The sequence below is a fragment of the Streptomyces filamentosus genome (genome assembly GCF_014654895.1).
Taxonomy (GTDB): domain Bacteria; phylum Actinomycetota; class Actinomycetes; order Streptomycetales; family Streptomycetaceae; genus Streptomyces; species Streptomyces filamentosus.
Map to the genome: position 1 here is coordinate 3,512,108 of NZ_BNBE01000001.1, position 25,729 is coordinate 3,537,836.

Genomic DNA, 25,729 nt, shown 5'->3' on the forward strand with positions numbered 1-25,729 from the left:
CCCAGTGAACCTGGTCTGTATGGATCAGGGTGATGGGTGGCTGGTCGTTGCTTGAGAACTGCACAGTGGACGCGAGCATCTGTGGCCAAGTTTTTAAGGGCGCACGGTGGATGCCTTGGCACCAGGAACCGATGAAGGACGTGGGAGGCCGCGATAGTCCCCGGGGAGCCGTCAACCAGGCTTTGATCCGGGGGTTTCCGAATGGGGAAACCCGGCAGTCGTCATGGGCTGTCACCCACTGCTGAACACATAGGCAGTGTGGAGGGAACGAGGGGAAGTGAAACATCTCAGTACCCTCAGGAAGAGAAAACAACCGTGATTCCGGGAGTAGTGGCGAGCGAAACCGGATGAGGCCAAACCGTATGCGTGTGATACCCGGCAGGGGTTGCGCATGCGGGGTTGTGGGATCTCTTTTCTGTCGTCTGCCGGCGACAGGGCGAGTCAGAAACCGTTGGTGTAGTCGAAGGACATGCGAAAGGTCCGGCGTAGAGGGTAAGACCCCCGTAGACGAAACATCAGCGGCTCGTTGGAGAGACACCCAAGTAGCACGGGGCCCGAGAAATCCCGTGTGAATCTGGCGGGACCACCCGCTAAGCCTAAATATTCCCTGGTGACCGATAGCGGATAGTACCGTGAGGGAATGGTGAAAAGTACCGCGGGAGCGGAGTGAAATAGTACCTGAAACCGTGTGCCTACAAGCCGTGGGAGCGTCGGACACAAGCTTGCTTGTGTCTCGTGACTGCGTGCCTTTTGAAGAATGAGCCTGCGAGTTTGCGGTGTGTTGCGAGGTTAACCCGTGTGGGGAAGCCGTAGCGAAAGCGAGTCCGAACAGGGCGCTTCAGTAGCACGCTCAAGACCCGAAGCGGAGTGATCTAGCCATGGGCAGGTTGAAGCGGAGGTAAGACTTCGTGGAGGACCGAACCCACCAGGGTTGAAAACCTGGGGGATGACCTGTGGTTAGGGGTGAAAGGCCAATCAAACTCCGTGATAGCTGGTTCTCCCCGAAATGCATTTAGGTGCAGCGTCGTGTGTTTCTTGCCGGAGGTAGAGCACTGGATAGGCGATGGGCCCTACCGGGTTACTGACCTTAGCCAAACTCCGAATGCCGGTAAGTGAGAGCACGGCAGTGAGACTGTGGGGGATAAGCTCCATGGTCGAGAGGGAAACAGCCCAGAGCATCGACTAAGGCCCCTAAGCGTACGCTAAGTGGGAAAGGATGTGGAGTCGCAGAGACAACCAGGAGGTTGGCTTAGAAGCAGCCACCCTTGAAAGAGTGCGTAATAGCTCACTGGTCAAGTGATTCCGCGCCGACAATGTAGCGGGGCTCAAGCGTACCGCCGAAGTCGTGTCATTGCAGTACATACCCCCAACGGGGACTGTGATGGGTAGGGGAGCGTCGTGTGCCGGGTGAAGCAGCCGCGGAAGCGAGTTGTGGACGGTTCACGAGTGAGAATGCAGGCATGAGTAGCGATACACACGTGAGAAACGTGTGCGCCGATTGACTAAGGGTTCCTGGGTCAAGCTGATCTGCCCAGGGTAAGTCGGGACCTAAGGCGAGGCCGACAGGCGTAGTCGATGGACAACCGGTTGATATTCCGGTACCCGCTTTGAAACGCCCAATATCGAGCCCATTAATGCTAAGCCCGTGAAGCCGTTCCGGACCCTTCGGGGAATGGAAAGTGGTGGAGCCGGCGAACCAAGGTGGTAGTAGGTAAGCGATGGGGTGACGCAGGAAGGTAGTCCAGCCCGGGCGGTGGTTGTCCCGGGGTAAGGGTGTAGGACGCACGGTAGGCAAATCCGTCGTGCACATAGTCTGAGACCTGATGCCGAGCCGATTGTGGTGAAGTGGATGATCCTATGCTGTCGAGAAAAGCCTCTAGCGAGTTTCATGGCGGCCCGTACCCTAAACCGACTCAGGTGGTCAGGTAGAGAATACCGAGGCGTTCGGGTGAACTATGGTTAAGGAACTCGGCAAAATGCCCCCGTAACTTCGGGAGAAGGGGGGCCATCACCGGTGATGACACTTGCTGTCTGAGCTGGGGGTGGCCGCAGAGACCAGCGAGAAGCGACTGTTTACTAAAAACACAGGTCCGTGCGAAGCCGTAAGGCGATGTATACGGACTGACGCCTGCCCGGTGCTGGAACGTTAAGGGGACCGGTTAGTGACCTTTCGGGGTTGCGAAGCTGAGAACTTAAGCGCCAGTAAACGGCGGTGGTAACTATAACCATCCTAAGGTAGCGAAATTCCTTGTCGGGTAAGTTCCGACCTGCACGAATGGCGTAACGACTTCTCGACTGTCTCAACCATAGGCCCGGTGAAATTGCACTACGAGTAAAGATGCTCGTTTCGCGCAGAAGGACGGAAAGACCCCGGGACCTTTACTACAGTTTGATATTGGTGTTCGGTTCGGCTTGTGTAGGATAGGTGGGAGACTGTGAAGCGGCCACGCCAGTGGTTGTGGAGTCGTCGTTGAAATACCACTCTGGTCGTGCTGGATGTCTAACCTCGGTCCGTGATCCGGATCAGGGACAGTGTCTGATGGGTAGTTTAACTGGGGCGGTTGCCTCCCAAAGGGTAACGGAGGCGCCCAAAGGTTCCCTCAGCCTGGTTGGCAATCAGGTGTTGAGTGTAAGTGCACAAGGGAGCTTGACTGTGAGACCGACGGGTCGAGCAGGGACGAAAGTCGGGACTAGTGATCCGGCGGTGGCTTGTGGAAGCGCCGTCGCTCAACGGATAAAAGGTACCCCGGGGATAACAGGCTGATCTTCCCCAAGAGTCCATATCGACGGGATGGTTTGGCACCTCGATGTCGGCTCGTCGCATCCTGGGGCTGGAGTCGGTCCCAAGGGTTGGGCTGTTCGCCCATTAAAGCGGTACGCGAGCTGGGTTTAGAACGTCGTGAGACAGTTCGGTCCCTATCCTCTGTGCGCGTAGGAATATTGAGAAGGGCTGTCCCTAGTACGAGAGGACCGGGACGGACGAACCTCTGGTGTGCCAGTTGTCCTGCCAAGGGCATGGCTGGTTGGCTACGTTCGGGAGGGATAACCGCTGAAAGCATCTAAGCGGGAAGCCTGCTTCGAGATGAGTATTCCCACCTCCTTGAGAGGGTAAGGCTCCCAGTAGACGACTGGGTTGATAGGCCGGATGTGGAAGCCCAGTAATGGGTGGAGCTGACCGGTACTAATAGGCCGAGGGCTTGTCCTCAGTTGCTCGCGTCCACTGTGTTTGTTCTGAAGTAACGAACTCGCCAAGTATCTGGCTGGAGTTCACATCTTCATAGTGTTTCGGTGGTCATAGCGTTAGGGAAACGCCCGGTTACATTCCGAACCCGGAAGCTAAGCCTTTCAGCGCCGATGGTACTGCAGGGGGGACCCTGTGGGAGAGTAGGACACCGCCGAACAATCATTGTGGGAAAGCCCCGCACCATATGGTGCGGGGCTTTTCTGCGTTCTACGCCGGTTTCATCAGCAGAGGGGACCCCCGGAGTTTCCTCCGGGGGCGTACCGCTTCTAGCTTTCCGTGGAGCTGTAGCCGGGGAGGCCGGCGGCCTTGGCCAGTTCGAGGTCCAGAGCTTCACGGCGGATGCGCTGGTCCACGTACAGGAGGACCGTGACGCCGGCGGCGATCGGATAGGTGAGGGCGCTGCTGAGAACACCGCCGACGGCCATGACGACCAGATAGGTCCAGCTGACCGCCGTTCCGGTGCCCGCCTCGATGCCGTCGAGGGCGAAGGCGATCGCCGTGAACGGGATCGTGAGGAGCATCGTGAAGATGCCGATGAGGAGCTGGGCCAGCACCGTGATGCCGAAGACGCGCCACCAGGAGCCGTCGACCAGCTTCGCGGAACGCTTCAGCGACTGGAGGAGGCCCTGGCGCTCCAGCATCAGGGCCGGGGAGGCCAGGCTGAAGCGGATCAGCAGCCAGATGACGACGACGAAGGCCGCCAGACCGCCGAGGAAGGCGAGCGCGGCGCCACCGCCGCCGCCGAGCAGCAGGCCCGGGAGCATCGCCACGAAGGAGAACAGGCCCGCGGCCAGCGGGAGCGCCAGCGACAGCAGCAGGAGCTTCGGCAGCCGGGGGCTCGCCTCCTGCCACGCCTCGGAGAAGGTGACGGGACGGCCGAGTATGGCCCGGCTCACCACCACCGTCAGCAGGGCGCTGACGAAGACCGAGGCCGCGATGGAGACCAGCATCGACGGAGCCAGCTCGGCGAAGGAGGCCCGGAGGTACGCGGAGGCCGCCTCCAGCTGCTCCGAAGGCGTCGCGTCGGGGTGCAGGACGGGCTGGGCCACGGAGAGGTAGCGCTGGACGATCACCAGCGCGATCTGGGTGACCACGGCCACCGGGACGGTGACGGCCAGGACCGTCCGCCAGTGACGGCGCAGGATCGCCACCGAGGCTTCGAGGATCTCGCCGACGCCGAGCGGGCGGAGCGGGATCACGCCCGGCTTCGGGGCGGGCGGGGCGCCGAGGCCGCCCCGGCCGCGCTGCGGGGGCGGACCGCCCCAGGCGCGGCCGGGAGCCGGTGGACGGTTCGGGCCGCTTGTGGGCGGGGCCCACCGGCCGGCGGGCGGCTGGTCCTTCGACCACCGGGGGCCGGAGCCGCCCTCACGGTCGGAGGAGGCCCCCGAGGAGCCCTCGGGAACGCCCCCGGGAGGGCTTCCCGGGGAGTTCTGCGAGGAGGTCTCGGGGAGGCCGTCGGACGGGCTCCCGGGGGAGCCGTCGGACGGGCTGTCGGAAGGGGCGGATCCGGGCGTGTGCCGGCCCGGAGTGTCGTTCACGGTCGTCCACCTCGGGAGGATCGGGTCGCGGTGCCGGTCGGCGAACCGGCTCGGTCACGGCGGCCGTCCGCGGGCGGTCGGCGGGCCGGCTGCCATCGTGTCATGCGGGCCCCGGCCGCGGACCGGGGCGGAACACGCGGTTTCCCGCCCTTTCCGGGACGTCCGCACCGTGGGCGTACCGGCCCGCGCGAGGTACGGTTCTGGGCGACCACGGGGGCACGGGGGGCGACGTCCGTGACTGTCGCCGACACCTCCGGACACGGGCGGTCATCGCGTGTGTCCGGACGTCGTCGCAGGTCGGTGAGGTATCTCACCAGCCGCCTTACGACTGATACGGAAATGGGATGATGTCGATATGAAGGGACGCGTTCTCGTCGTCGACGACGACACCGCACTGGCCGAGATGCTCGGGATCGTGCTCAAGGGTGAAGGTTTCGAGCCGTCGTTCGTCGCGGACGGCGACAAGGCGCTCGCGGCATTCCGGGAGGCCAAGCCGGACCTGGTGCTGCTGGACCTGATGCTGCCCGGACGGGACGGCATCGAGGTGTGCCGGCTCATCAGGGCCGAGTCCGGGGTGCCCATCGTGATGCTGACGGCCAAGAGCGACACTGTCGACGTCGTCGTGGGCCTGGAGTCCGGGGCCGACGACTACATCGTCAAGCCGTTCAAGCCGAAGGAGCTCGTCGCCCGGATCCGGGCCCGGCTGCGGCGCTCCGAGGAGCCCGCGCCGGAGCAGCTCACCATCGGCGACCTCGTCATCGACGTGGCCGGGCACTCCGTGAAGCGGGACGGGCAGTCCATCGCCCTGACGCCGCTGGAGTTCGACCTGCTGGTGGCGCTCGCGCGCAAGCCGTGGCAGGTCTTCACCCGGGAGGTGCTCCTGGAGCAGGTCTGGGGCTACCGCCACGCCGCCGACACCCGGCTGGTGAACGTGCACGTCCAGCGGCTCCGCTCGAAGGTCGAGCGGGACCCCGAGCGTCCGGAGATCGTCGTGACCGTCCGCGGCGTCGGCTACAAGGCGGGACCGAGCTGATATGAGCACGGGCAGTACTGCTCCGGAGTCCCCGGCCCCCGGGGGCCGTACGGGGCGGGCTGCCGGACCGGGACGGGGGGGCTCGCGTTCCGGCCGCCTCGGCCACGGCGGACTGCTCCTCCCCGACGGGCGGAGGGGCGGCCGCGTCTTCCGGATCGTCGCGCGCCTGGTGCGCAGGCCGCTGCTGCCCGCCGTACGGCTGTGGCGGCGGAACATCCAGCTGCGGGTCGTCGCGGGCACCCTCCTGATGTCCCTCGGCGTGGTGCTGCTGCTGGGCCTGGTCGTCATCGGACAGGTCCGCAACGGCCTCCTCGACACCAAGGAGAAGGCCGCCCAGAGCCAGGCCGCCGGCGGTTTCTCCGCCGCGCGGGACCGGGCCGCGACCACCCCGTCCACGCCCGGCCAGGACGGCGGGCGGGCCGGATCCTCCGTGAACTGGCGCTCCACGCTCGTGGAACAGCTCGCCAGCGGCGGACAGAGCGCCTTCAACGTGGTGGCGCTCTCGCTGGACTCCAGCGACACCGCGAGCCGCGGCGCCCGCGCCTCCGGCGAGGTCGACCCCGCCCGGTCGGTCCCGGCCGACCTGCGGTACTCGGTGGCGCAGGGCAGCAACACCTTCCAGAAGTTCAGCCGCATCCACTACACCAGCGACAAGCCGTCCGAGCCGGGGCTCGTCATCGGCAAGCGGCTCAACGACGCCGAGGGCAAGCAGTACGAGCTGTACTACCTCTTCCCGCTCACGCAGGAGGAGGAGTCCCTCTCCCTCGTCAAGACGACCCTGGCGACCGCCGGGCTCTTCGTGATGGTGCTGCTCGGCGCGATCGCCTGGTTCATGGTCCGGCAGGTCGTCACGCCCGTGCGGATGGCGGCCGGGATCGCCGAGCGGCTCTCCGCCGGCCGGCTCCAGGAACGGATGAAGGTCACCGGCGAGGACGACATCGCGCGCCTCGGCGAGGCGTTCAACAAGATGGCGTCCAACCTCCAGCTCAAGATCCAGCAGCTGGAGGAGCTGTCGCGGATGCAGCGGCGGTTCGTCTCCGACGTCTCGCACGAGCTGCGGACGCCGCTGACCACGGTCCGGATGGCGGCCGACGTCATCCACGAGGCCCGCGTCGACTTCGACCCCGTCACCGCCCGCTCCGCGGAACTCCTCGGCGACCAGCTCGACCGCTTCGAGTCGCTGCTCTCCGACCTCCTGGAGATCAGCCGCTTCGACGCGGGCGCCGCCGCCCTGGAGGCCGAGCCGATCGACCTGCGGCAGGTGGTGCGCCGCGTCATCGGCGGCGCCGAGCCGCTCGCCGAACGCAAGGGCACCCGGATCGTCGTCGTCGGCGACGAGCAGCCGGTCGTGGCAGAGGCGGACGCCCGCCGCGTCGAGCGCGTGCTGCGCAATCTGGTCGTCAACGCCGTCGAGCACGGCGAGGGCCGGGACGTGGTGGTGAAACTGGCCGCGGCCGGCGGGGCCGTCGCCGTCGCCGTACGCGACTACGGCGTCGGTCTGAAGCCGGGCGAGGCGACCCGGGTGTTCAACCGGTTCTGGCGGGCCGACCCGGCACGCGCGCGTACCACCGGCGGAACGGGCCTCGGCCTGTCGATCGCCGTGGAGGACGCGCGGCTGCACGGCGGCTGGCTCCAGGCGTGGGGCGAACCCGGCGGCGGCTCGCAGTTCCGGCTCACGCTGCCGCGCACCGCGGACGAGCCGCTGCGGGGATCGCCGATACCGCTGGAGCCCGAGGACTCCCGGCGCAACCGCGAACAGGCCGCCGGACGGGCCCGGGAGACCGGCCCGACCGCCTCGGTGCCGGCCCAGCCGGCCGGGGAGCGGCCTCCGCTGCCCCCCGTGACGCCGCGGCTCCCGGGGCCGCCGAGAGCGGCCGTCGACCCGGCGGCGCTGCCCGGCAGCGGCGCCAGAGTGGTCGCGCGGACGACGGCGGAACAGGGACAGGGACAGGGCAGTGCGTCGGGGAACGCGGAGCAGGAGGGCGGCACAGGTGGGCGCTGACGCGCGAGGGGACGTGCGGGGGCGGGGACGCGGCGGACGGGCCCTGGTGCTCGCCGCCTGCGGCGGGCTCCTGGCGACGGGCTGCGCCACGATGCCCGACAGCGGCGAGGTCCAGGGGGTACGCGGGGCCAACGCGGGCGACTCGCAGGTGCGGGTCTACGCGGTCGCCCCCCGGGAGAACGCGAACCCGGACGAGATCGTCGACGGCTTCCTGGAGGCCATGACCAGTGACGACCCCGGCTTCGCGACCGCCCGCAAGTACCTGACCCGGAAGGCCGCCAAGAGCTGGAAGCCGGAGCAGAGCATCACCGTCCTCGGCGGCACCGCGCCCGACCGCGAGCAGGCCGACCGCACCGCGAACCTGGAGACCCAGGGCCGCACCTACCCGATCTCCGGCCGGCGGATCGCGGTCGTGGACGACCGGCACGCGTACCGGCCGACCGTCCCGGAGGAGTACGCGCAGGCGATCCACGTCGTGCAGGAGCCCACCGCGGGCGGCAAGGACAAGGAGTGGCGGATCGACGACCTGCCGCCCGGCCTGATCCTCGGCGAGGCCGACTTCCTGCGGAACTACCGGTCCGTGAACACGTACTACTTCGCCTCCGGCGAGAACTGGCTGGTCGCCGACCCCGTCTACATCCGGCAGCGGCAGGACCCGGTCACCCGCATGGACCCGGTCACCCAGACCGTCAAGGCGCTCCTGGAGGGCCCGACGCCCTGGCTGCGGCCCGTCGTCGACTCGCCCTACCCGACCGGGACCGGCCTGAAGGAGGACGTCACCACGCTGACCACGGACGACCAGTCGACGCTCAAGGTGCCGCTCAACGTCAAGGCCGACCGGTTCGGCGGCGAGGTGTGCCGGCGCCTCGCCGCCCAGCTGCTCGTCACCCTGGGCGACCTGCCCTCCGTCAACGTCGACCAGGTGGAACTCCTGGACGCCGGGGGCAAGGGGCTGTGCCGGCTCGGGAAGGGGCAGGCGGAGGAGTTCCAGGCGGTCAGGGAGACCGGCCGCGACGAGGCGGCGTACTTCGTCGCCGAGGACGGCCGGATGATGGCGCTGGCCCCCTCCGGGAAGGACGCCGCGCAGTCGGCGGCCCCCGTGCCGGGCCCGCTGGGCAAGGGCACGGTGCCGCTGGGCGCGGTGGCCGTGACCCACGACGGCGCCCTGGCGGCCGGCGTCTCCAAGGACGGCACCGCGCTCCACGTCTCCTCGCTCACCTCCGACCAGGAGCAGGCGCAGACCGTCCTGCGGAGCCGGGCCGGGGCGGGCGCCAGGCCGGAGGACCGGCTGTCGGAGCCCAGCTGGGACGGGCGGGGCGACCTGTGGATCGCCGACCGGGCCCCGGGCCACCAGCGGCTCGTCGTGGTGCCCGGCGGCACCGGCAAGTGGACCGAGGTCCGCGCGCGGTGGCTGACGGAGGACACCCGCGTGGAGTCCCTGCGGGTCTCGGCGGACGGCGTGCGGATCGCGCTCCTGATCACCCGGGACGGGAGGACGACCCTCCAGATCGGCCGGATCGAACGGGAGGACGGCACCGACGAGCAGGTCGTGTCCGTGCGGGACCTCCAGCCCGTCGCGCTCCGCATGGAATCGGTGTCGGCCGTGTCCTGGGCCGGACCGAGCCGGCTCGTCGTGGTCGGCCGGGAGGCCGGCGGGGTGCAGCAGATCCGCTATCTCCAGACCGACGGGTCCACCTCCGCGACCTCGGTGCTGCCGGGCCTCAACGGGGTCAGCGCGGTGGCCGCGCCACACCGCGAGAACCAGCCCCTGGTGGCCGCCTCCCGCAACGACGGCATCGTGCGGCTGATGCCGGGCGCGAACTGGCAGCCGGTGGTGAAGGCCGGGACGGCGCCGGTCTACCCCGGCTAGCCGAAGCCCGCCGGAGTTGTCCACAGGCCCTCGTCCACAGGGGTGGCGGGGGCCCGCGGCCCCCGCCAGAGTGGGGTCATGCGGGGCTGGTGGCAGGAGATCGCCGGACTGGTGCTGCCCGGCGTCTGCGAGGGCTGCGGAGCGCCGGGGAGCGGGCCTTGTCCGGGGTGCGGCGAGGTGCTCGCGGGGGGTGGGGCGGGGGAGGGGGAGGGGCCCCCTGGGACGTCGCCCGGTCGGGTGCGGCCGTCGCCGGAGCCGCCGGGGCTGCCGGTGGTGCACGCCGCGGTGCCGTACGAGGGGGCGGTACGGGCGCTGCTGATCGCGCACAAGGAGCGCGGGGCGCTGGGGCTGGCCGGGGCGCTGGGCGGGGCGCTCGCGCGGGCCGTGGAGGCGGCGGTGGGGGCTCCGGAGGAGGCAGCGGGGGCCGCGGGGGCCTTCGCGGGAGCGCGTGAGGGGTCGTGCGGGGGTCGGCGGGCGAGGCCGCTGCTGCTGGTGCCGGTGCCCTCGTCACGGCGTTCGGTGCGGGCGCGGGGGCACGATCCGACGCGGCGGCTGGCGCTGGCCGCGGCGGGGCGGCTGCGGCGGGCGGGCCGGCCGGCGCGGGTGCTGCCGGTGCTGCGGCAGGGGCGGGCCGTGGCCGACCAGGCGGGGCTCGGCGCGCGCGGGCGGCGGGCGAATCTCGCGGGGGCGCTGGAGGTGGTGCCGGGCGGGGCGCGGTTGCTGGCGGCCGGACGTGTGGTCCTCGTGGACGACCTGATGACCACCGGGGCGACGCTCGCGGAGGCGGCGCGCGCCCTCGGGGCCGTACACCATCCGTTCATTCCCCGCACACCGACGGGAATCGGCGGGGATTCCGCGCAGCACGAATTCGAACAGCGGGTGGCGGCTGTGATCGCATCATCTCCCGCTTCGTTCGAAATAAACCGGAACTCGTCGGAAACTTGGATCGTTGCAGGTGGTGAGAGGTGAAGGCATCCGAATGGAGGTAAGTCGCGGTAGCGGGTGCCGACACCCGTCCGAAGGGGCTATGTTCGGTTGTGAGGGAAGGTGAATCCGCTCCCTCGCCGCATACATGGTTGCGCTACAGGACAGGAGTTCAGGGCGAATTAACCTCTCGTCGACGGGGTGGCGATCTTGTCGACTGGGGAGGACGAGAGCCGAAGTCGCCAAGTCCGAGCTCCGGCGGAATGCCGGAGCTGGTGCAAAGGGAGATGCCCGTCGGCCTAGGAGCCGGCCGGGCTATCCGGGAACGGAGTTCTGCGTGGACATCGTCGTCAAGGGCCGCAAGACCGAGGTGCCCGAGCGGTTCCGCAAGCACGTGGCCGAGAAGCTGAAGCTGGAGAAGATCCAGAAGCTCGACGGCAAGGTGATCAGCCTCGACGTCGAGGTGTCCAAGGAGCCCAACCCGCGGCAGGCCGACCGGTCCGACCGCGTGGAGATCACCCTCCACTCCCGAGGTCCGGTCATCCGGGCGGAAGCGTCGGCCGCCGACCCGTACGCGGCCCTCGACCTGGCCAGCGACAAGCTGGAGGCGCGGCTCCGCAAGCAGCACGACAAGCGCTACACCCGCCGGGGCACCGGCCGGCTCTCCGCGGCGGAGGTCGCCGACGTCGTGCCCGGTGTCGCCCAGCTCAACGGCCAGGGCGAGCTCGTCGCCGACGAGGCCGGCGGCGAGGTGCCCACCACGATGATGGGCTCGATCGAGGTCCAGGGCGAAGGGCCGCTGGTGGTCCGCGAGAAGACGCACCGGGCCGCCGCCATGGGGCTCGACCAGGCCCTCTACGAGATGGAACTGGTCGGCCACGACTTCTATCTCTTCGTCGACGCCGAGACCAAGCAGCCGAGCGTCGTCTACCGGCGCCACGCCTACGACTACGGCGTCATCCACCTGGAGAACGACCCGCTCGCCGAGAACGACGGCAGCAGCGGCGGAGCGGGCGGCGCGCTCGGCGGCTGACCCGTCGAACGGCTGACCGGCCGGCCCTCCGCGGCCGGCCGGACCGCCACCGTCCCCTTCCGCCCCGTGCGCCCCTTCCGGTGCCCCTGGAGCGCTCCACGCGCCCCCAGGGGCACCCCTGTGCGCCCCCGAGGCCGCCCCGGGGCCGCCCGGGCATGGAATCATGGCGTGCACGCCAACCGGTGCTTCTCGGGCAGTGGTTGGAGGACCGGAAACGAATTCAGGCCACGGCCTTCAGGGGGAGGAACGATGGCAGACAACTTCGGCCCGGTGCTCAGCGGGCACGAGCGCGGTGCGCTCGTGCGCGAGGCTGCTCCGGAAGGATCGGAATCGGCCGGCGAGCCCTATCGCAAGGAGCCGATCCGGGTCCTCGTCGTGGACGACCACGCACTCTTCCGGCGCGGCCTGGAGATCGTCCTGGCGCAGGAGGAGGACATCCAGGTCGTCGGCGAGGCCGGCGACGGCGCCGAGGCGGTCGACAAGGCGGCGGACCTGCTGCCCGACATCGTCCTGATGGACGTGCGGATGCCCCGCCGCGGCGGCATCGAGGCGTGCACCTCCATCAAGGAGGTCGCCCCCAGCGCGAAGATCATCATGCTGACGATCAGCGACGAGGAGGCCGACCTCTACGACGCCATCAAGGCGGGCGCGACCGGCTACCTCCTCAAGGAGATCTCCACCGACGAGGTGGCCACCGCGATCCGCGCGGTGGCCGACGGGCAGTCGCAGATCAGCCCCTCCATGGCGTCGAAGCTCCTCACCGAGTTCAAGTCGATGATCCAGCGCACCGACGAGCGCCGGCTCGTCCCCGCGCCCCGCCTCACCGACCGCGAGCTGGAGGTCCTCAAGCTCGTCGCCACCGGCATGAACAACCGGGACATCGCCAAGGAACTCTTCATCTCCGAGAACACGGTCAAGAACCACGTCCGGAACATCCTGGAGAAGCTCCAGCTCCACTCCCGCATGGAGGCCGTGGTCTACGCGATGCGGGAGAAGATCCTGGAGATCCGCTGAGCCGCTGATACGCCGGGCGCCCGCGCCTACGCGTCCAGGGCCCTGACCAGCGGCGGGGCCAGCTCGGGAGGGTCGACGCGCTCGACGCGCACCGACTCGCAGCCGACCCAGGCGGCGGCCTCCCGCAGGGCCCGGGCGACCGGCTCGACCGCCTTCGGGCCGTCCAGGGAGACCTGCTTGGCGCCCAGGGCGCGGCCCTCGCGCGCCGGGTCCACCCGGCCGACGAGCCGGCCCCCGGAGAGGACCGGCATCGCGAAGTAGCCGTGCACCCGCTGCTGCTTCGGGACGTACGCCTCCAGGCGGTGCGTGAAGCCGAAGATCCGCTCGGTGCGCGCCCGCTCCCAGATCAGCGAGTCGAAGGGCGAGAGGAGCGTCGTGCGGTGCCGGCCGCGCGGCTCGGTGGCCAGGGCCGCCGGGTCCGCCCAGGCGGGCTTCCCCCAGCCCGCCACCGTCACCGGCACCAGGCCCGAGTCGGCCACCACCGCGTCGAACTGCTCCCCCTTGAGCCGGTGGTAGTCGGCGATGTCCGCGCGGGTGCCGACGCCGAGCGCCTCGCCCGCCTGCCGGACGAGCCGCCGCACGCACGCGAGGTCGTCGAGGTCGTCGTGGTGCAGCGCCGCCGGGATCGCGCGCTCCGCCAGGTCGTACACGCGCTTCCAGCCGCGCCGCTCGGTGACGACGACCTCGCCGTACATCAGCGCCCGCTCGACCGCGATCTTCGTGTCGGACCAGTCCCACCACTCGCCCTTGTTCTTGGCGCCGCCGAGCTCGGTCGCCGTGCGCGGGCCCTCGGCCCGCAGCTGGTCGACGACCTTGGCGTAGGCCCCGGCCGGCAGGTCGTGGTGCCACTGGGGGCGGGAGCGGTAGGCGCGGCGGCGGAAGGCGAAGAGCGGCCACTCCTCGACGGGCAGGACGCAGGCGGCGTGCGACCAGTACTCGAAGGCGCGGTGCTCCGACCAGTACGCCCGCTCCACGGGGGCGCGGCCGATCGCGCCGAGCCGGGCGTACGGGATGAGTTCGTGCGAGCGGGCCAGGACCGAGATGGTGTCCAGCTGCACCTGGCCGAGGTGACGGAGTACGCCCGGGACGCCCGCCCTGCGGTCGGGGGCTCCGAGGAAGCCCTGGGCGCGCAGGGCGATCCGGCGGGCCTCGTCGGCGGAGAGCTCGGCGGCGGGCTTCGGGGCGGGGGCGGGCGCGGTCGTCGGAGCGGTCGGCGGCACGGTCGTCGGCTCGGTCGTCATGAAGGAACCCTAGGCCCCCGGACCGACAGCGCCGGGGCCCTCCGGGAGGTCGGTGCGGGGGGCCACGGCGGGCGGTGCCTCGCGGGGCGGGAGATACGGCAGGGGGCTCGGGAGGCCGAAGTCGCAGGGGAGCAGCGAGCCGATCCAGCAGTCCCGGAGCGTGCCGTTGTGGAGGAGGCCCGCGCGCTGCACGCCCTCCGGGGTGAAGCCGACGCGCTCGGCGACCGCGCGGGAGGCGGTGTTGCCGATCTCGGCGCGCCAGATCAGCCGGACGCAGCCGAGGCCGGTGAAGGCCCAGTGGGCGGCGGTCCGCACCACTTCCGTCATGTAGCCGCGGCCGCGGTGGCCGGGGGCCAGCCAGAAGCCGACCTCCCAGACGCCGGAGCCGCGGTTGTGCAGGCCGGTGGCGGCGATCAGGGGGCCGCCGTCGAGCGGCTCGACGGCGAAGGCGTAGTCGGAGTCGTCGCGCCAGCCGTCCGGGACGATCCGGTTCAGGAAGAAGACGGCGTCCTCGCGCGTGTACGGGTCCGGGACGGTCGTCCAGCGGCGGATCGCGGGGTCCTGGCAGTGGGCGAGCACGACGTCCTCGTCCTCGGGGACGAAGGCGCGCAGCCGGAGACGTTCACTGGTGAGCGTGATGGGATCCATGCCCGGATTGTGAGGAGCCCGCCGGGCGGAAGCGAACACTTTTCGGAAGGCGCGGCACCTTCCGGCGCCTTCGGCCGTTCTCTCTTGTGGGCGGACGTACGGCGGCGGCCCTGTGGGCCTCCCTCCGCGAGGGTGGTCTCGCTTACGATGGCCGTTGCGGTGGGGACCACCTGCCGTGCCCGCGCTCGTGTCCGTGACAAGACCCAGTGCCAGGCCCGACCGGCAAGGAGACCAGCCTCAGTGTCCGTCTTCAACAAGCTCATGCGTGCAGGCGAAGGCAAGATCCTGCGCAAACTGCACCGCATCGCGGACCAGGTCAACTCCATCGAAGAGGACTTCGTCAACCTCTCCGACGCCGACCTGCGGGCCCTGACGGAGGAGTACAAGCAGCGGTACGCCGACGGCGAGAGCCTCGACGACCTGCTTCCGGAGGCCTTCGCCACCGTGCGCGAGGCCGCCAAGCGCGTCCTCGGCCAGCGCCACTACGACGTGCAGCTGATGGGCGGTGCCGCGCTGCACCTCGGCTACGTCGCCGAGATGAAGACCGGTGAGGGCAAGACCCTCGTCGGCACGCTCCCGGCGTACCTGAACGCGCTGTCCGGCAAGGGCGTGCACCTGATCACGGTCAACGACTACCTGGCCGAGCGCGACTCCGAGCTCATGGGCCGGGTCCACAAGTTCCTGGGTCTGTCCGTCGGCTGCATCCTCGCCAACATGACCCCGGCGCAGCGCCGCGAGCAGTACGCCTGCGACATCACGTACGGCACGAACAACGAGTTCGGCTTCGACTACCTGCGCGACAACATGGCGTGGTCGAAGGACGAGCTGGTCCAGCGCGGCCACAACTACGCGTGCGTCGACGAGGTCGACTCGATCCTCGTCGACGAGGCCCGTACGCCGCTGATCATCTCCGGCCCGGCCGACCAGGCCACCAAGTGGTACGGCGACTTCGCGAAGCTGGTCACCCGCCTCACCAAGGGCGAGCCGGGCAACCCGCTGAAGGGCATCGAGGAGACCGGCGACTACGAGGTCGACGAGAAGAAGCGCACGGTCGCCATCCACGAGGCCGGCGTCGCCAAGGTCGAGGACTGGCTGGGCATCGACAACCTCTACGAGTCGGTGAACACCCCGCTCGTCGGTTACCTGAACAACGCCATCAAGGCGAAGGAACTGTTCAAGAAGGACAAGGACTACGTCGTCATCGACGGCGAGGTCATGATCGTCGACGAGCACACCGGCCGTATCCTCGCCGGCCGCCGCTACAACGAGGGCATGCACCAGGCCATCGAGGCCAAGGAGGGCGTGCAGATCAAGGACGAGAACCAGACGCTCGCCACGATCACCCTCCAGAACTTCTTCCGCCTCTACGACAAGCTGTCCGGCATGACCGGTACGGCGATGACCGAGGCGGCCGAGTTCCACCAGATCTACAAGCTCGGCGTCGTCCCGATCCCGACGAACAAGCCGATGCAGCGCAAGGACCAGTCCGACCTGATCTACCGGACCGAGGTCGCGAAGTTCGCCGCCGTCGTCGACGACATCGTGGAGAAGCACGAGAAGGGCCAGCCGGTCCTCGTCGGCACCACGTCCGTCGAGAAGTCCGAGTACCTCTCGCAGCAGCTGTCGAAGCGCGGCGTCCCGCACGAGGTGCTGAACGCCAAGCACCACGAGCGCGAGGCCAGCATCGTCGCCCAGGCCGGCCGCCGCGGCGCCGTCACCGTCGCCACGAACATGGCCGGCCGAGGCACCGACATCAAGCTCGGCGGCAACCCGGACGACCTGGCCGAGGCCGAGCTGCGCCAGGCGGGTCTGGACCCGGTCGAGCACGTCGAGGAGTGGGCCGCGGCCCTCCCCGGCGCCCTGGAGCGCGCCGAGAAGGCCGTGAAGGCGGAGTTCGAGGAGGTCAAGGAGCTCGGCGGCCTGTACGTGCTGGGCACCGAGCGCCACGAGTCGCGCCGCATCGACAACCAGCTGCGCGGTCGTTCCGGCCGTCAGGGCGACCCGGGCGAGTCCCGCTTCTACCTGTCGCTCGGCGACGACCTGATGCGCCTGTTCAAGGCCCAGATGGTCGAGCGCGTCATGGCCATGGCCAACGTGCCGGACGACGTGCCGATCGAGAACAAGATGGTCACCCGCGCCATCGCCTCCGCCCAGTCGCAGGTCGAGACCCAGAACTTCGAGACGCGCAAGAACGTCCTGAAGTACGACGAGGTCCTCAACCGCCAGCGCGAGGTCATCTACGGCGAGCGCCGCCGCGTCCTGGAGGGCGAGGACCTGCAGGAGCAGATCCAGCACTTCATGGACGACACCATCGACGACTACATCGCCCAGGAGACCGCCGAGGGCTTCGCCGAGGAGTGGGACCTCGACCGGCTGTGGGGCGCCTTCAAGCAGCTCTACCCGGTGAAGGTCACCGTCGAGGAGCTGGAAGACGCGGCGGGCGACCGCGCGGGCATCACCGCGGAGTTCATCGCCGAGTCCATCAAGAACGACATCCACGAGCAGTACGAGGCGCGCGAGGCGCAGCTCGGCTCGGAGATCATGCGCGAGCTGGAGCGCCGGGTCGTCCTGTCGGTCCTGGACCGCAAGTGGCGCGAGCACCTCTACGAGATGGACTACCTCCAGGAGGGCATCGGCCTGCGCGCGATGGCGCAGAAGGACCCGCTGGTCGAGTACCAGCGCGAGGGCTTCGACATGTTCACCGCCATGATGGAGGGCATCAAGGAGGAGTCCGTCGGCTACCTGTTCAACCTGGAGGTCCAGGTCGAGCAGCAGGTCGAGGAGGTCCCGGTGCAGGCCGGCGCGCCGTCCCTGGACAAGGGCGAGGCCGTGGCTGCGGGCCGCCCGGAGATCCGCGCGAAGGGGCTCGACGCCCCGCAGCGGCCGGACCGGCTGCACTTCTCCGCGCCGTCGGTCGACGGTGACGGCGGTGTGGTCGAGGGCGACTTCGAGTCGGACGACGACGGCGACGGGATGACCCGCGCGGAGCGCCGCAAGGCGCAGAAGAACGCGGGCGGACGCCGCCGCAAGAAGTGACCTGAGCATGGGGGAGGGCCCTGCCGGATCCGTCCGGCGGGGCCCTTCGTCATGCCCGGACCGCGCCGCCCGTGCCTCCTGTGCCGCCCGCGCCGCTCTCGCCGTCGGTGAGCCGGCCGAGGCCGTCCAGTTCGACGGCGGCGCAGCGCCAGCGGTGGTCGGGGCCGAGTTCCAGGCGGAAGGCGAGGGCGCGGATCCGGGGGCCGGCGGCGAGCGAGGCGAAGACCTCCAGGACGGTGTCCCCGGCGTGCGGCTGGGCGGCGCACCGGCGCAGGACGGGCCGGGGGCCGGGTCCCCGGGCGGCCGTCCTGGGCGCGAGCAGGACCAGCTGTTCGTACGCCTCCCCGACGGTCAGCCCCAGCATCGAGTGCACCGGCCGGTCCCCGCTGAGCACGGCGAGCAGCCGCTCGGCGAAGGCGGTGTGCACGGGCAGGGCGCGGCGGGAGGCGGTCCCGGGCCGCCGGACGGGGTGGGCGCCCGCGGCCGGGGCTCCGGCGGCCCCGGGGCGGCCCGCGAGGCGGCCGAGGCGGGTGCCGGGGGAGGTGCGGGGCGCGGGGACGGTCGCGGCGGGTGCCGCGGCGGCGCGGGCGGTCGTGGTGCGGGCGGGCGCGGCCGGGGTGGCGTGGGGCATGGGGATCCCTTCGGAGGGTGACCGGTTGATACCGGGCGGTAACTTTCCGTGGGGATCTTGTACGGGGCCGCCGGAGGGTGCCGCAAGGGCGGGGGAGCGGTCGGCGGACACGCTGGGTGATTCACCTATCCGGGGGACGGCGGGTGACGGGTGGACATCCCGGGGTCGCGGGGCCGGACGTATCCTGAGGGCGTTTCCGACTACGAAAGCGGCCAGCCATGCGCGTGTACGTCCCCCTGACCCTCCCCGGTCTCGCACAGGCGCACAAGGCGGGCGAGCTGGGCCCCGGCCCGCTGACCGCCTACGCCGTCACCCCCGCGCTGCGCGAGTGGTACGTCTCCGACGACATCGAGGAGCTGGAGTACGCGGCGCTCAGCCGCGCCGCCGCCGCCTCGCTGCGGCTCGTCGCGGGCGACCCGGAGGCGCCCCGCCGCCGGGTGGTCGTCGCCGTGGACGTCCCCGACAAGGACGCCGCCGCGGACCCCGACCGCGGGCTCGACGCCGGCGCGATCGGCGAGGTCCGGATCGCCGCCGCCGTCGCCCTCGCGAAGGCCGCCGCCGTGCACGCCGACGCGGACGACGCCGAGGCGGACGTCACGGCCGCCGCCGCCGCGCTCGGCGCCGCCGACCAGGGCGACGACGACGCCCAGTTCGTCGTGGACGGGGCCGAGGACCACGAGCTGCTCTGGTTCGGCATCCAGGAGATCCCCTCCCTCCTCGGCTGAGGCGGCGGGCTGTACCGTCGGCCCATGGGGAAGCAGTACATGAAGAAGCATCTGGTCTGGGACTGGAACGGCACCCTGCTCGACGACATCGCCGCCGTCATCGGGGCCACCAACGCGGCCTTCGCGGAGCTCGGCCTCGAACAGCTCACGCTGGAGCGCTACCGCGAGCTGTACACCGTCCCGGTGCCCAAGTTCTACGAGCGGCTGATGGGGAGGCTGCCCACGGACGCCGAGTGGACCCTGATGGACGGGACCTTCCACCGGTACTACTGGGAGCGGGCCGAGGGCTGCGGGCTGACCGCGGGCGCCGCCGAGCTGCTGGCCGCCCGGCAGGCGTCCGGGGCCACCCAGTCGCTGCTCTCGCTGGCGCCGCACGCCGAGCTGCTGCCGCTGGTGCGGAGGCACGGCATCGCCGAGCGGTTCGTCCGCGTCGACGGGCGGCCCGACCGCTCCACGGACGGCAAGTCCGGGCACATGGTGCGCCACCTGGAGGCGCTGGCCGTGCCCGCCGAGCGGATCGTCGTCATCGGCGACGCCGCGGACGACGCGGTGGCGGCGGCGCACGTCGGGGCGAAGGCCGTGCTGTTCACCGGCGGCTCGCACAGCCGGGCCTCGCTGGAGCGGGTCGGGGTGCCGGTGGTGGACTCCCTGGAGGAGGCCGTCGCCGTCGCGGAGGAGCTGGTCTGACCCGTACGGGGACGGTCCGCGCCGGACGGCGAGTCACGGGGCGGCCCGTGCCGGACGGCGAGTCACGGGGCGGCCCGTGCCGGACGGCCGGGGGCGGTCCGTGCCGGGCCGCCCCCGTCTCCGTGCGCCGCGCTCCGTCAGCCCTTCGCGCGCAGCACCTTCAGGAACTCGCGCATCCAGGTCGGGTGGTCCGGCCAGGCGCGCGAGGAGACCAGCAGGCCGTCGACGACCGCCGCCGAGTCCTGGAAGTCGGCGCCCGCCGCCTGCATGTCCGGCTCCAGCGCCGGGTACGCCGTGACCCTGCGGCCCTCCAGGCCGCCGACCGCCGCCGTCAGCAGCGGCCCGTGGCAGATCTGCGCCACCGGCTTGTCCGCGTCGAAGAAGGACTTCAGGATCTTGCGGAGCTCCGGGTCGTTGCGCAGGTACTCCGGGGCGCGGCCGCCCGGGATCACCACGGCCACGTAGTCGCCCGGGTCGACCTCCGAGAAGGCGAGGTCGGCGGGCCAGGTGTAGCCCGGCTTCTCGGTGTACGTGTCGTAACCGGGTTCGAAGTCGTGGACCACGAAACGCAGCTGCTTGCGCGAGGGGGCGGCGATGTCGACCTCGTACCCCTCTTCGAGCAGACGCTGGTACGGGTACAACACCTCCAGCGACTCCGCCGCGTCCCCCGTCACGATCAGGATCTTCGCCATGGCTCTCCCGGTTCCAGGGACGGTCCGTCCGTCGTCGTGCACGCGTCCACGCTGCACCGTTCCGCGTGATCCGCCAAGAGTGCATGCGTCGCTGTCCAGAACGTCAAACTTCCCACCCCGCTTTTGTACACATACGGCTCATGACGGGTCGGGGGGCTCGAGCGATAGGCTTTTCCCGTGATCAGCGCGATACGCCGCGGGGGCAGTGCGGCCCCCGGCTGCCGCCCGGTCCGCTCACGCGGCCGGGCCGCCCGTGCGTTCGCCGATCTCCTCCGTCCGGAAACCCCGCCCTCCGTGGCCGGTTTCGATCCGGGCATCTCTCATCCGGGCATAACGTCGTCTTCGACCGGAATCACCGCGTCGAGGCGTTGTGTCCTTTCTTTCTTCCACCGACGTCACGCAACGGCGCGCGACAGGAGCAGAGGACATGCAGACCAAGCTGGACGAAGCAAAGGCCGAGCTGCTCGAGAGGGCCGCCCGCGTAGCTGAGCACAGCCCGGTCGGGGGGCTACTTCCGACGGGCCCGGAGGGCGGCGAACGCCCGGCCGGCGACACAGTGCTCGACTATCTCCAGCGCTACTACCTGCACACCGCGCCCGAGGACCTCACCGACCGCGACCCGGTGGACGTCTTCGGCGCCGCGCTCTCCCACTACCGGCTCGCGGAGAACCGCCCCCAGGGCACCGCGAACGTCCGCGTGCACACCCCGACGGTCGAGGAGAACGGCTGGACCAGCAGCCACTCCGTCGTCGAGGTCGTCACCGACGACATGCCGTTCCTCGTCGACTCCGTCACCAACGAGCTGTCCCGCCAGGGCCGCGGCATCCACGTCGTGATCCACCCGCAGGTCCTCGTCCGCCGTGACATCACCGGCCGGCTCATCGAGGTCCTCTCGACCCAGATCCACGGCGAGCTGCCGCACGACGCGCTCGCCGAGTCCTGGATCCACGTCGAGATCGACCGCGAGACCGACCGGGCCGACCTCAAGCAGATCACCGCCGACCTGCTCCGCGTCCTCTCCGACGTCCGCGAGACCGTCGAGGACTGGGAGAAGATGCGCGACGCCGCGCTGCGCATCGCCGACGGCCTCCCCGCCGAGCCCACCGCCTCCGACCTGCGGCCCACCGAGGTCGAAGAGGCCCAGGAGCTGCTGCGCTGGCTCGCCGACGACCACTTCACCTTCCTCGGCTACCGCGAGTACGAGCTCGTCGACGGCGACGCCCTCGCCGCCGTCCCCGGCACCGGCCTCGGCATCCTGCGCTCCGACCCGCACCACAGCGGCGACGACGAGGGCCACCACGCCCACCCGGTCTCCCCGTCCTTCAGCCGGCTGCCCGCCGACGCCCGCGCCAAGGCCCGCGAGCACAAGCTGCTCATCCTGACGAAGGCCAACAGCCGCGCGACCGTCCACCGCCCCTCGTACCTCGACTACGTCGGCGTGAAGAAGTTCGACGCCGAGGGCAACGTCATCGGCGAGCGCCGCTTCCTCGGCCTCTTCTCCTCCGCCGCGTACACCGAGTCCGTGCGCCGCGTGCCCGTCGTCAAGCGCAAGGTCCAGGAGGTGCTGGCCGGCGCCGGCTTCTCCGCCAACAGCCACGACGGCCGCGACCTCCTCCAGATCCTGGAGACCTACCCGCGCGACGAGCTGTTCCAGACCCCGGTCGACCAGCTGCGCTCCATCGTCACCAGCGTCCTCTACCTCCAGGAGCGGCGCCGGCTGCGGCTCTACCTGCGCCAGGACGAGTACGGCCGCTACTACTCGGCCCTCGTCTACCTGCCGCGCGACCGCTACACCACCCGCGTCCGGCTGCGGATCATCGACATCCTCAAGGAGGAGCTGAACGGCACCTCCGTCGACTTCACCGCCTGGAACACCGAGTCGATCCTCTCCCGCCTCCACTTCGTCATCCGCGTCGAGCCCGGCACCGAGCTCGCCGCCCTCACCGACGCCGACGTGGACCGCATCGAGGCCCGGCTCGTCGACGCCGCCCGCTCCTGGGCCGACGGCTTCGGCGAGGCCCTCAACGCCGAGTTCGGCGAGGAGCGCGCCGCCGAGCTGCTCCGCCGCTACGGCAACGCCTTCTCCGAGGGCTACAAGGCCGACCACTCGCCGCGCGCCGCCGTCGCCGACCTGGTCCGCATGGAGGCCCTCGCCGCCAGCGGCAAGGACTTCGCGCTCTCCCTCTACGAGCCCGTCGCGGCCGGCCCCGGCGAGCGCCGCTTCAAGATCTACAAGACCGGCGAGCAGGTCTCCCTCTCCGCCGTCCTGCCGGTCCTCAACCGCCTCGGCGTCGAGGTCACCGACGAGCGGCCGTACGAGCTCCGCTGCGCGGACCGCACCCACGCCTGGATCTACGACTTCGGCCTGCGGATGCCCGCGCCCACCGGCAACGGCGGCGACTACGTCGGCGACGACGCCCGCGAGCGCTTCCAGGAGGCCTTCGCCGCCACCTGGACCGGCGAGGCCGAGAACGACAACTTCAACTCCCTCGTCCTCTCCGCCGGGCTCACCTGGCGCGAGGCGATGGTGCTGCGCGCCTACGCCAAGTACCTCCGGCAGGCCGGCTCCACCTTCAGCCAGGACTACATGGAGGACACCCTCCGCAACAACGTCCACACCACCCGGCTGCTGGTCTCCCTCTTCGAGGCCCGGATGGCGCCGGAGCGGCAGCGCGCCGGCACCGAGCTCACCGACGGCATCCTGGAGGAGCTGGACGGCGCCCTCGACCAGGTCGCGAGCCTGGACGAGGACCGGATCCTGCGGTCCTTCCTCACCGTCATCAAGGCGACCCTGCGGACCAACTTCTTCCAGAAGACGGCCGACGGCACCCCGCACTCGTACGTCTCCATGAAGTTCGACCCGCAGGCCATCCCCGACCTGCCGGCCCCGCGCCCCGCCTTCGAGATCTGGGTGTACTCGCCGCGCGTCGAGGGCGTCCACCTGCGCTTCGGCAAGGTCGCCCGGGGCGGTCTGCGCTGGTCCGACCGCCGCGAGGACTTCCGCACGGAGATCCTCGGCCTGGTCAAGGCGCAGATGGTGAAGAACACCGTCATCGTGCCCGTCGGCGCCAAGGGCGGCTTCGTCGCCAAGCAGCTCCCGGACCCGTCCGTGGACCGCGACGCCTGGCTCGCCGAGGGCATCGCCTCGTACAAGACCTTCATCTCGGCGCTCCTCGACATCACCGACAACCTGGTCGCCGGCGAGGTCGTGCCCCCGGTCGACGTGGTCCGCCACGACGAGGACGACACCTACCTCGTCGTCGCCGCCGACAAGGGCACCGCCACCTTCTCCGACATCGCCAACGGCGTCGCGGAGTCGTACGGCTTCTGGCTGGGCGACGCCTTCGCCTCCGGCGGCTCCGCCGGCTACGACCACAAGGGCATGGGCATCACCGCCCGCGGCGCCTGGGAGTCCGTCAAGCGGCACTTCCGCGAGCTGGGCCACGACACCCAGACCGAGGACTTCACCGTCGTCGGCGTCGGCGACATGTCCGGCGACGTCTTCGGCAACGGCATGCTGCTCTCCGAGCACATCCGCCTGGTGGCCGCCTTCGACCACCGCCACATCTTCATCGACCCGAACCCGGACGCGGCCACCTCGTACGCCGAGCGCCGCCGCCTCTTCGACCTGCCCCGCTCCTCCTGGGCCGACTATGACGCCTCGCTCCTGTCGGCGGGCGGCGGCATCCACCCCCGCACCGCGAAGTCGATCCCGGTCAACGCCCACATGCGGGCCGCGCTCGGCATCGAGGAGGGCGTCACCAAGCTCACCCCCGCCGAGCTGATGAAGTCGATCCTCCAGTCGCCCGTCGACCTGCTGTGGAACGGCGGCATCGGCACCTACGTGAAGTCCTCGGCCGAGTCCAACGCCGACGTCGGCGACAAGGCCAACGACGCCATCCGCGTCGACGGCCAGGACGTCCGCGCCAAGGTCGTCGGCGAGGGCGGCAACCTCGGCGCCACCCAGCTCGGCCGCATCGAGTTCGCCCGCGCCGGCGGCCCCGGGGGCGAGGGCGGCAAGATCAACACCGACGCCATCGACAACAGCGCCGGCGTCGACACCTCCGACCACGAGGTCAACATCAAGATCCTGCTCAACGGGCTCGTCGCCGAGGGCGACATGACCGTCAAGCAGCGCAACAAGATCCTCGCCGAGATGACCGACGAGGTCGGCCGGCTCGTCCTGCGCAACAACTACGCGCAGAACGTCGCCCTCGCCAACGCCGTCGCCCAGTCGCCGTCCCTGCTCCACGCCCACCAGCGCTTCATGCGCCGCCTGGGCCGCGAGGGGATGCTGGACCGCTCGCTGGAGTTCCTGCCCAACGACCGGCAGATCCGCGAGCTGCTCGGCAACGAGAAGGGCCTCAGCCAGCCCGAGCTCGCCGTCCTCCTCGCGTACACCAAGATCACGGTGGCCGACGAGCTGATCGGCACCGAGCTGCCCGACGACCCGTACCTGGCGGGCCTGCTCCACGCCTACTTCCCGACGCTGCTGCGCGAGAAGTTCGGCGAGGCCGTCGACGGGCACGCGCTGCGCCGCGAGATCATCACCACCGTCCTGGTCAACGACACCGTCAACACCGGCGGCTCGACCTTCCTGCACCGCCTCCGCGAGGAGACCGGCGCGTCCCTGGAGGAGATCGTCCGCGCCCAGGCCGCGGCCCGGGCCATCTTCCGGCTCGGCGAGGTCTGGGACGCCGTCGAGGCCCTCGACAACCAGGTCCCGGCCGAGATCCAGACCCGGATGCGGCTGCACTCCCGCCGGCTCGTCGAGCGCGGCACCCGCTGGCTGCTCAACAACCGGCCGCAGCCGCTCGCGATCGGCGAGACCATCGAGTTCTTCGCCGACCGCGTGGAGCAGGTCCGGGACCGGCTGCCCGAGCTGCTGCGCGGCGCGGACCAGGAGTGGTACCGCTCGATCCTCGACGAGCTGACCGGCTTCGGCGTCCCGGAGGAGCTGGCCGTGCGCGTCGCGGGCTTCTCCTCCGCCTTCCCGACGCTCGACATCGTCGCGATCGCCGACCGCACGGAGAAGGACCCGCTGGCCGTCGCCGAGGTCTACTACGACCTGGCCGACCGGCTGTCCATCACCGACCTGATGGACCGGATCATCGAGCTGCCGCGGGCCGACCGCTGGCAGTCCATGGCCCGCGCCTCCATCCGCGAGGACCTCTTCGCCGCCCACGCGGCCCTCACGTCCGACGTCCTCACCACCGGCGAGGGCACCGCGACGCCGGAGGAGCGCTTCAAGGCGTGGGAGGAGAAGAACGCCGCGATCCTGGGCCGCGCCCGGACGACCCTGGAGGAGATCCAGGGCTCGGACACCTTCGACCTGGCCAACCTGTCGGTGGCCATGCGGACGATGCGGACGCTGCTGCGCACGCACAGCTAGCCGTGTGACGCGGTGGCGG

Annotated in this window: 15 protein-coding genes and 2 rRNA genes; 12 read left to right on the top strand and 5 right to left on the bottom strand. The window is 70.3% G+C overall.

Annotated elements, in window-relative coordinates:
• Positions 1-83: 83 nt before the first annotated feature.
• A 23S ribosomal RNA gene (locus IE326_RS15900) occupies positions 84-3,205 on the top strand.
• A 79-nt stretch (positions 3,206-3,284) separates the two neighbouring features.
• A 5S ribosomal RNA gene (gene rrf / locus IE326_RS15905) occupies positions 3,285-3,401 on the top strand.
• A 109-nt stretch (positions 3,402-3,510) separates the two neighbouring features.
• Here the strand turns inward: rrf and IE326_RS15910 are convergent.
• Positions 3,511-4,782: a hypothetical protein gene (locus IE326_RS15910; RefSeq protein ID WP_190041834.1), complete on the bottom strand. Its 1,272-nt coding sequence runs from the start codon at positions 4,780-4,782 to the stop codon at positions 3,511-3,513.
• 355 nt (positions 4,783-5,137) lie between these two features.
• Here IE326_RS15910 and mtrA point away from each other — a divergent pair, with 355 nt between their 5' ends.
• From mtrA to IE326_RS15940, 6 genes are all read left to right on the top strand, one after another.
• On the top strand, positions 5,138-5,815 hold the full coding sequence (gene mtrA, locus IE326_RS15915; RefSeq protein WP_030763625.1) for a two-component system response regulator MtrA: 678 nt from the start codon (positions 5,138-5,140) through the stop codon (positions 5,813-5,815).
• Position 5,816: 1 nt separating this feature from the next.
• A complete protein-coding gene (gene mtrB, locus IE326_RS15920; protein WP_190041835.1) occupies positions 5,817-7,817 on the top strand; it encodes an MtrAB system histidine kinase MtrB in 2,001 nt (666 codons plus the stop codon).
• Positions 7,807-9,687 (top strand): LpqB family beta-propeller domain-containing protein, encoded by a 1,881-nt coding sequence (locus IE326_RS15925; RefSeq protein WP_373310202.1) that lies wholly within the window; start codon positions 7,807-7,809, stop codon positions 9,685-9,687. Before mtrB ends, IE326_RS15925 begins: the two co-directional genes overlap by 11 nt.
• A 78-nt stretch (positions 9,688-9,765) precedes the next feature.
• Positions 9,766-10,656 carry a ComF family protein gene (locus IE326_RS15930; RefSeq protein ID WP_190041836.1) on the top strand — a complete coding sequence of 297 codons (891 nt, stop codon included), beginning with the start codon at positions 9,766-9,768 and terminating at the stop codon, positions 10,654-10,656.
• Positions 10,657-10,948: 292 nt separating this feature from the next.
• Positions 10,949-11,644: a ribosome hibernation-promoting factor, HPF/YfiA family gene (gene hpf / locus IE326_RS15935; RefSeq protein WP_229915354.1), complete on the top strand. Its 696-nt coding sequence runs from the start codon at positions 10,949-10,951 to the stop codon at positions 11,642-11,644.
• Between the two features lie 249 nt (positions 11,645-11,893).
• Positions 11,894-12,658: a response regulator gene (locus tag IE326_RS15940; RefSeq protein WP_030753425.1), complete on the top strand. Its 765-nt coding sequence runs from the start codon at positions 11,894-11,896 to the stop codon at positions 12,656-12,658.
• A gap of 26 nt (positions 12,659-12,684) precedes the next feature.
• Here the strand turns inward: IE326_RS15940 and IE326_RS15945 are convergent, their stop codons facing one another.
• Positions 12,685-13,899 (bottom strand): winged helix-turn-helix domain-containing protein, encoded by a 1,215-nt coding sequence (locus tag IE326_RS15945; protein WP_190041838.1) that lies wholly within the window; start codon positions 13,897-13,899, stop codon positions 12,685-12,687.
• 9 nt (positions 13,900-13,908) lie between these two features.
• A complete protein-coding gene (locus tag IE326_RS15950) occupies positions 13,909-14,547 on the bottom strand; it encodes a GNAT family N-acetyltransferase (RefSeq protein ID WP_170313739.1) in 639 nt (212 codons plus the stop codon).
• Between the two features lie 240 nt (positions 14,548-14,787).
• On the opposite strand from IE326_RS15950, the gene secA reads away from it, so the two are divergent.
• Positions 14,788-17,583 carry a preprotein translocase subunit SecA gene (gene secA / locus IE326_RS15955; protein ID WP_150228443.1) on the top strand — a complete coding sequence of 932 codons (2,796 nt, stop codon included), beginning with the start codon at positions 14,788-14,790 and terminating at the stop codon, positions 17,581-17,583.
• 49 nt (positions 17,584-17,632) lie between these two features.
• On the opposite strand, the gene IE326_RS41460 is transcribed toward secA, so the two are convergent.
• Positions 17,633-18,214 carry an Rv3235 family protein gene (locus IE326_RS41460; protein ID WP_268982979.1) on the bottom strand — a complete coding sequence of 194 codons (582 nt, stop codon included), beginning with the start codon at positions 18,212-18,214 and terminating at the stop codon, positions 17,633-17,635.
• A gap of 218 nt (positions 18,215-18,432) precedes the next feature.
• Here IE326_RS41460 and IE326_RS15965 point away from each other — a divergent pair, with 218 nt between their 5' ends.
• Positions 18,433-18,939 (top strand): DUF6912 family protein, encoded by a 507-nt coding sequence (locus IE326_RS15965; protein WP_030753413.1) that lies wholly within the window; start codon positions 18,433-18,435, stop codon positions 18,937-18,939.
• A gap of 24 nt (positions 18,940-18,963) precedes the next feature.
• On the top strand, positions 18,964-19,626 hold the full coding sequence (locus tag IE326_RS15970; protein ID WP_229915356.1) for an HAD family hydrolase: 663 nt from the start codon (positions 18,964-18,966) through the stop codon (positions 19,624-19,626).
• A 137-nt stretch (positions 19,627-19,763) separates the two neighbouring features.
• Here the strand turns inward: IE326_RS15970 and IE326_RS15975 are convergent, their stop codons facing one another.
• Positions 19,764-20,318, bottom strand: coding sequence for a DJ-1/PfpI family protein (locus tag IE326_RS15975; protein WP_150228441.1), 555 nt, complete (start codon positions 20,316-20,318; stop codon positions 19,764-19,766).
• Between the two features lie 427 nt (positions 20,319-20,745).
• Between IE326_RS15975 and IE326_RS15980 the strand changes: the two genes are divergently transcribed.
• Positions 20,746-25,710 carry an NAD-glutamate dehydrogenase gene (locus IE326_RS15980; protein WP_190041839.1) on the top strand — a complete coding sequence of 1,655 codons (4,965 nt, stop codon included), beginning with the start codon at positions 20,746-20,748 and terminating at the stop codon, positions 25,708-25,710.
• Positions 25,711-25,729: the final 19 nt, after the last annotated feature.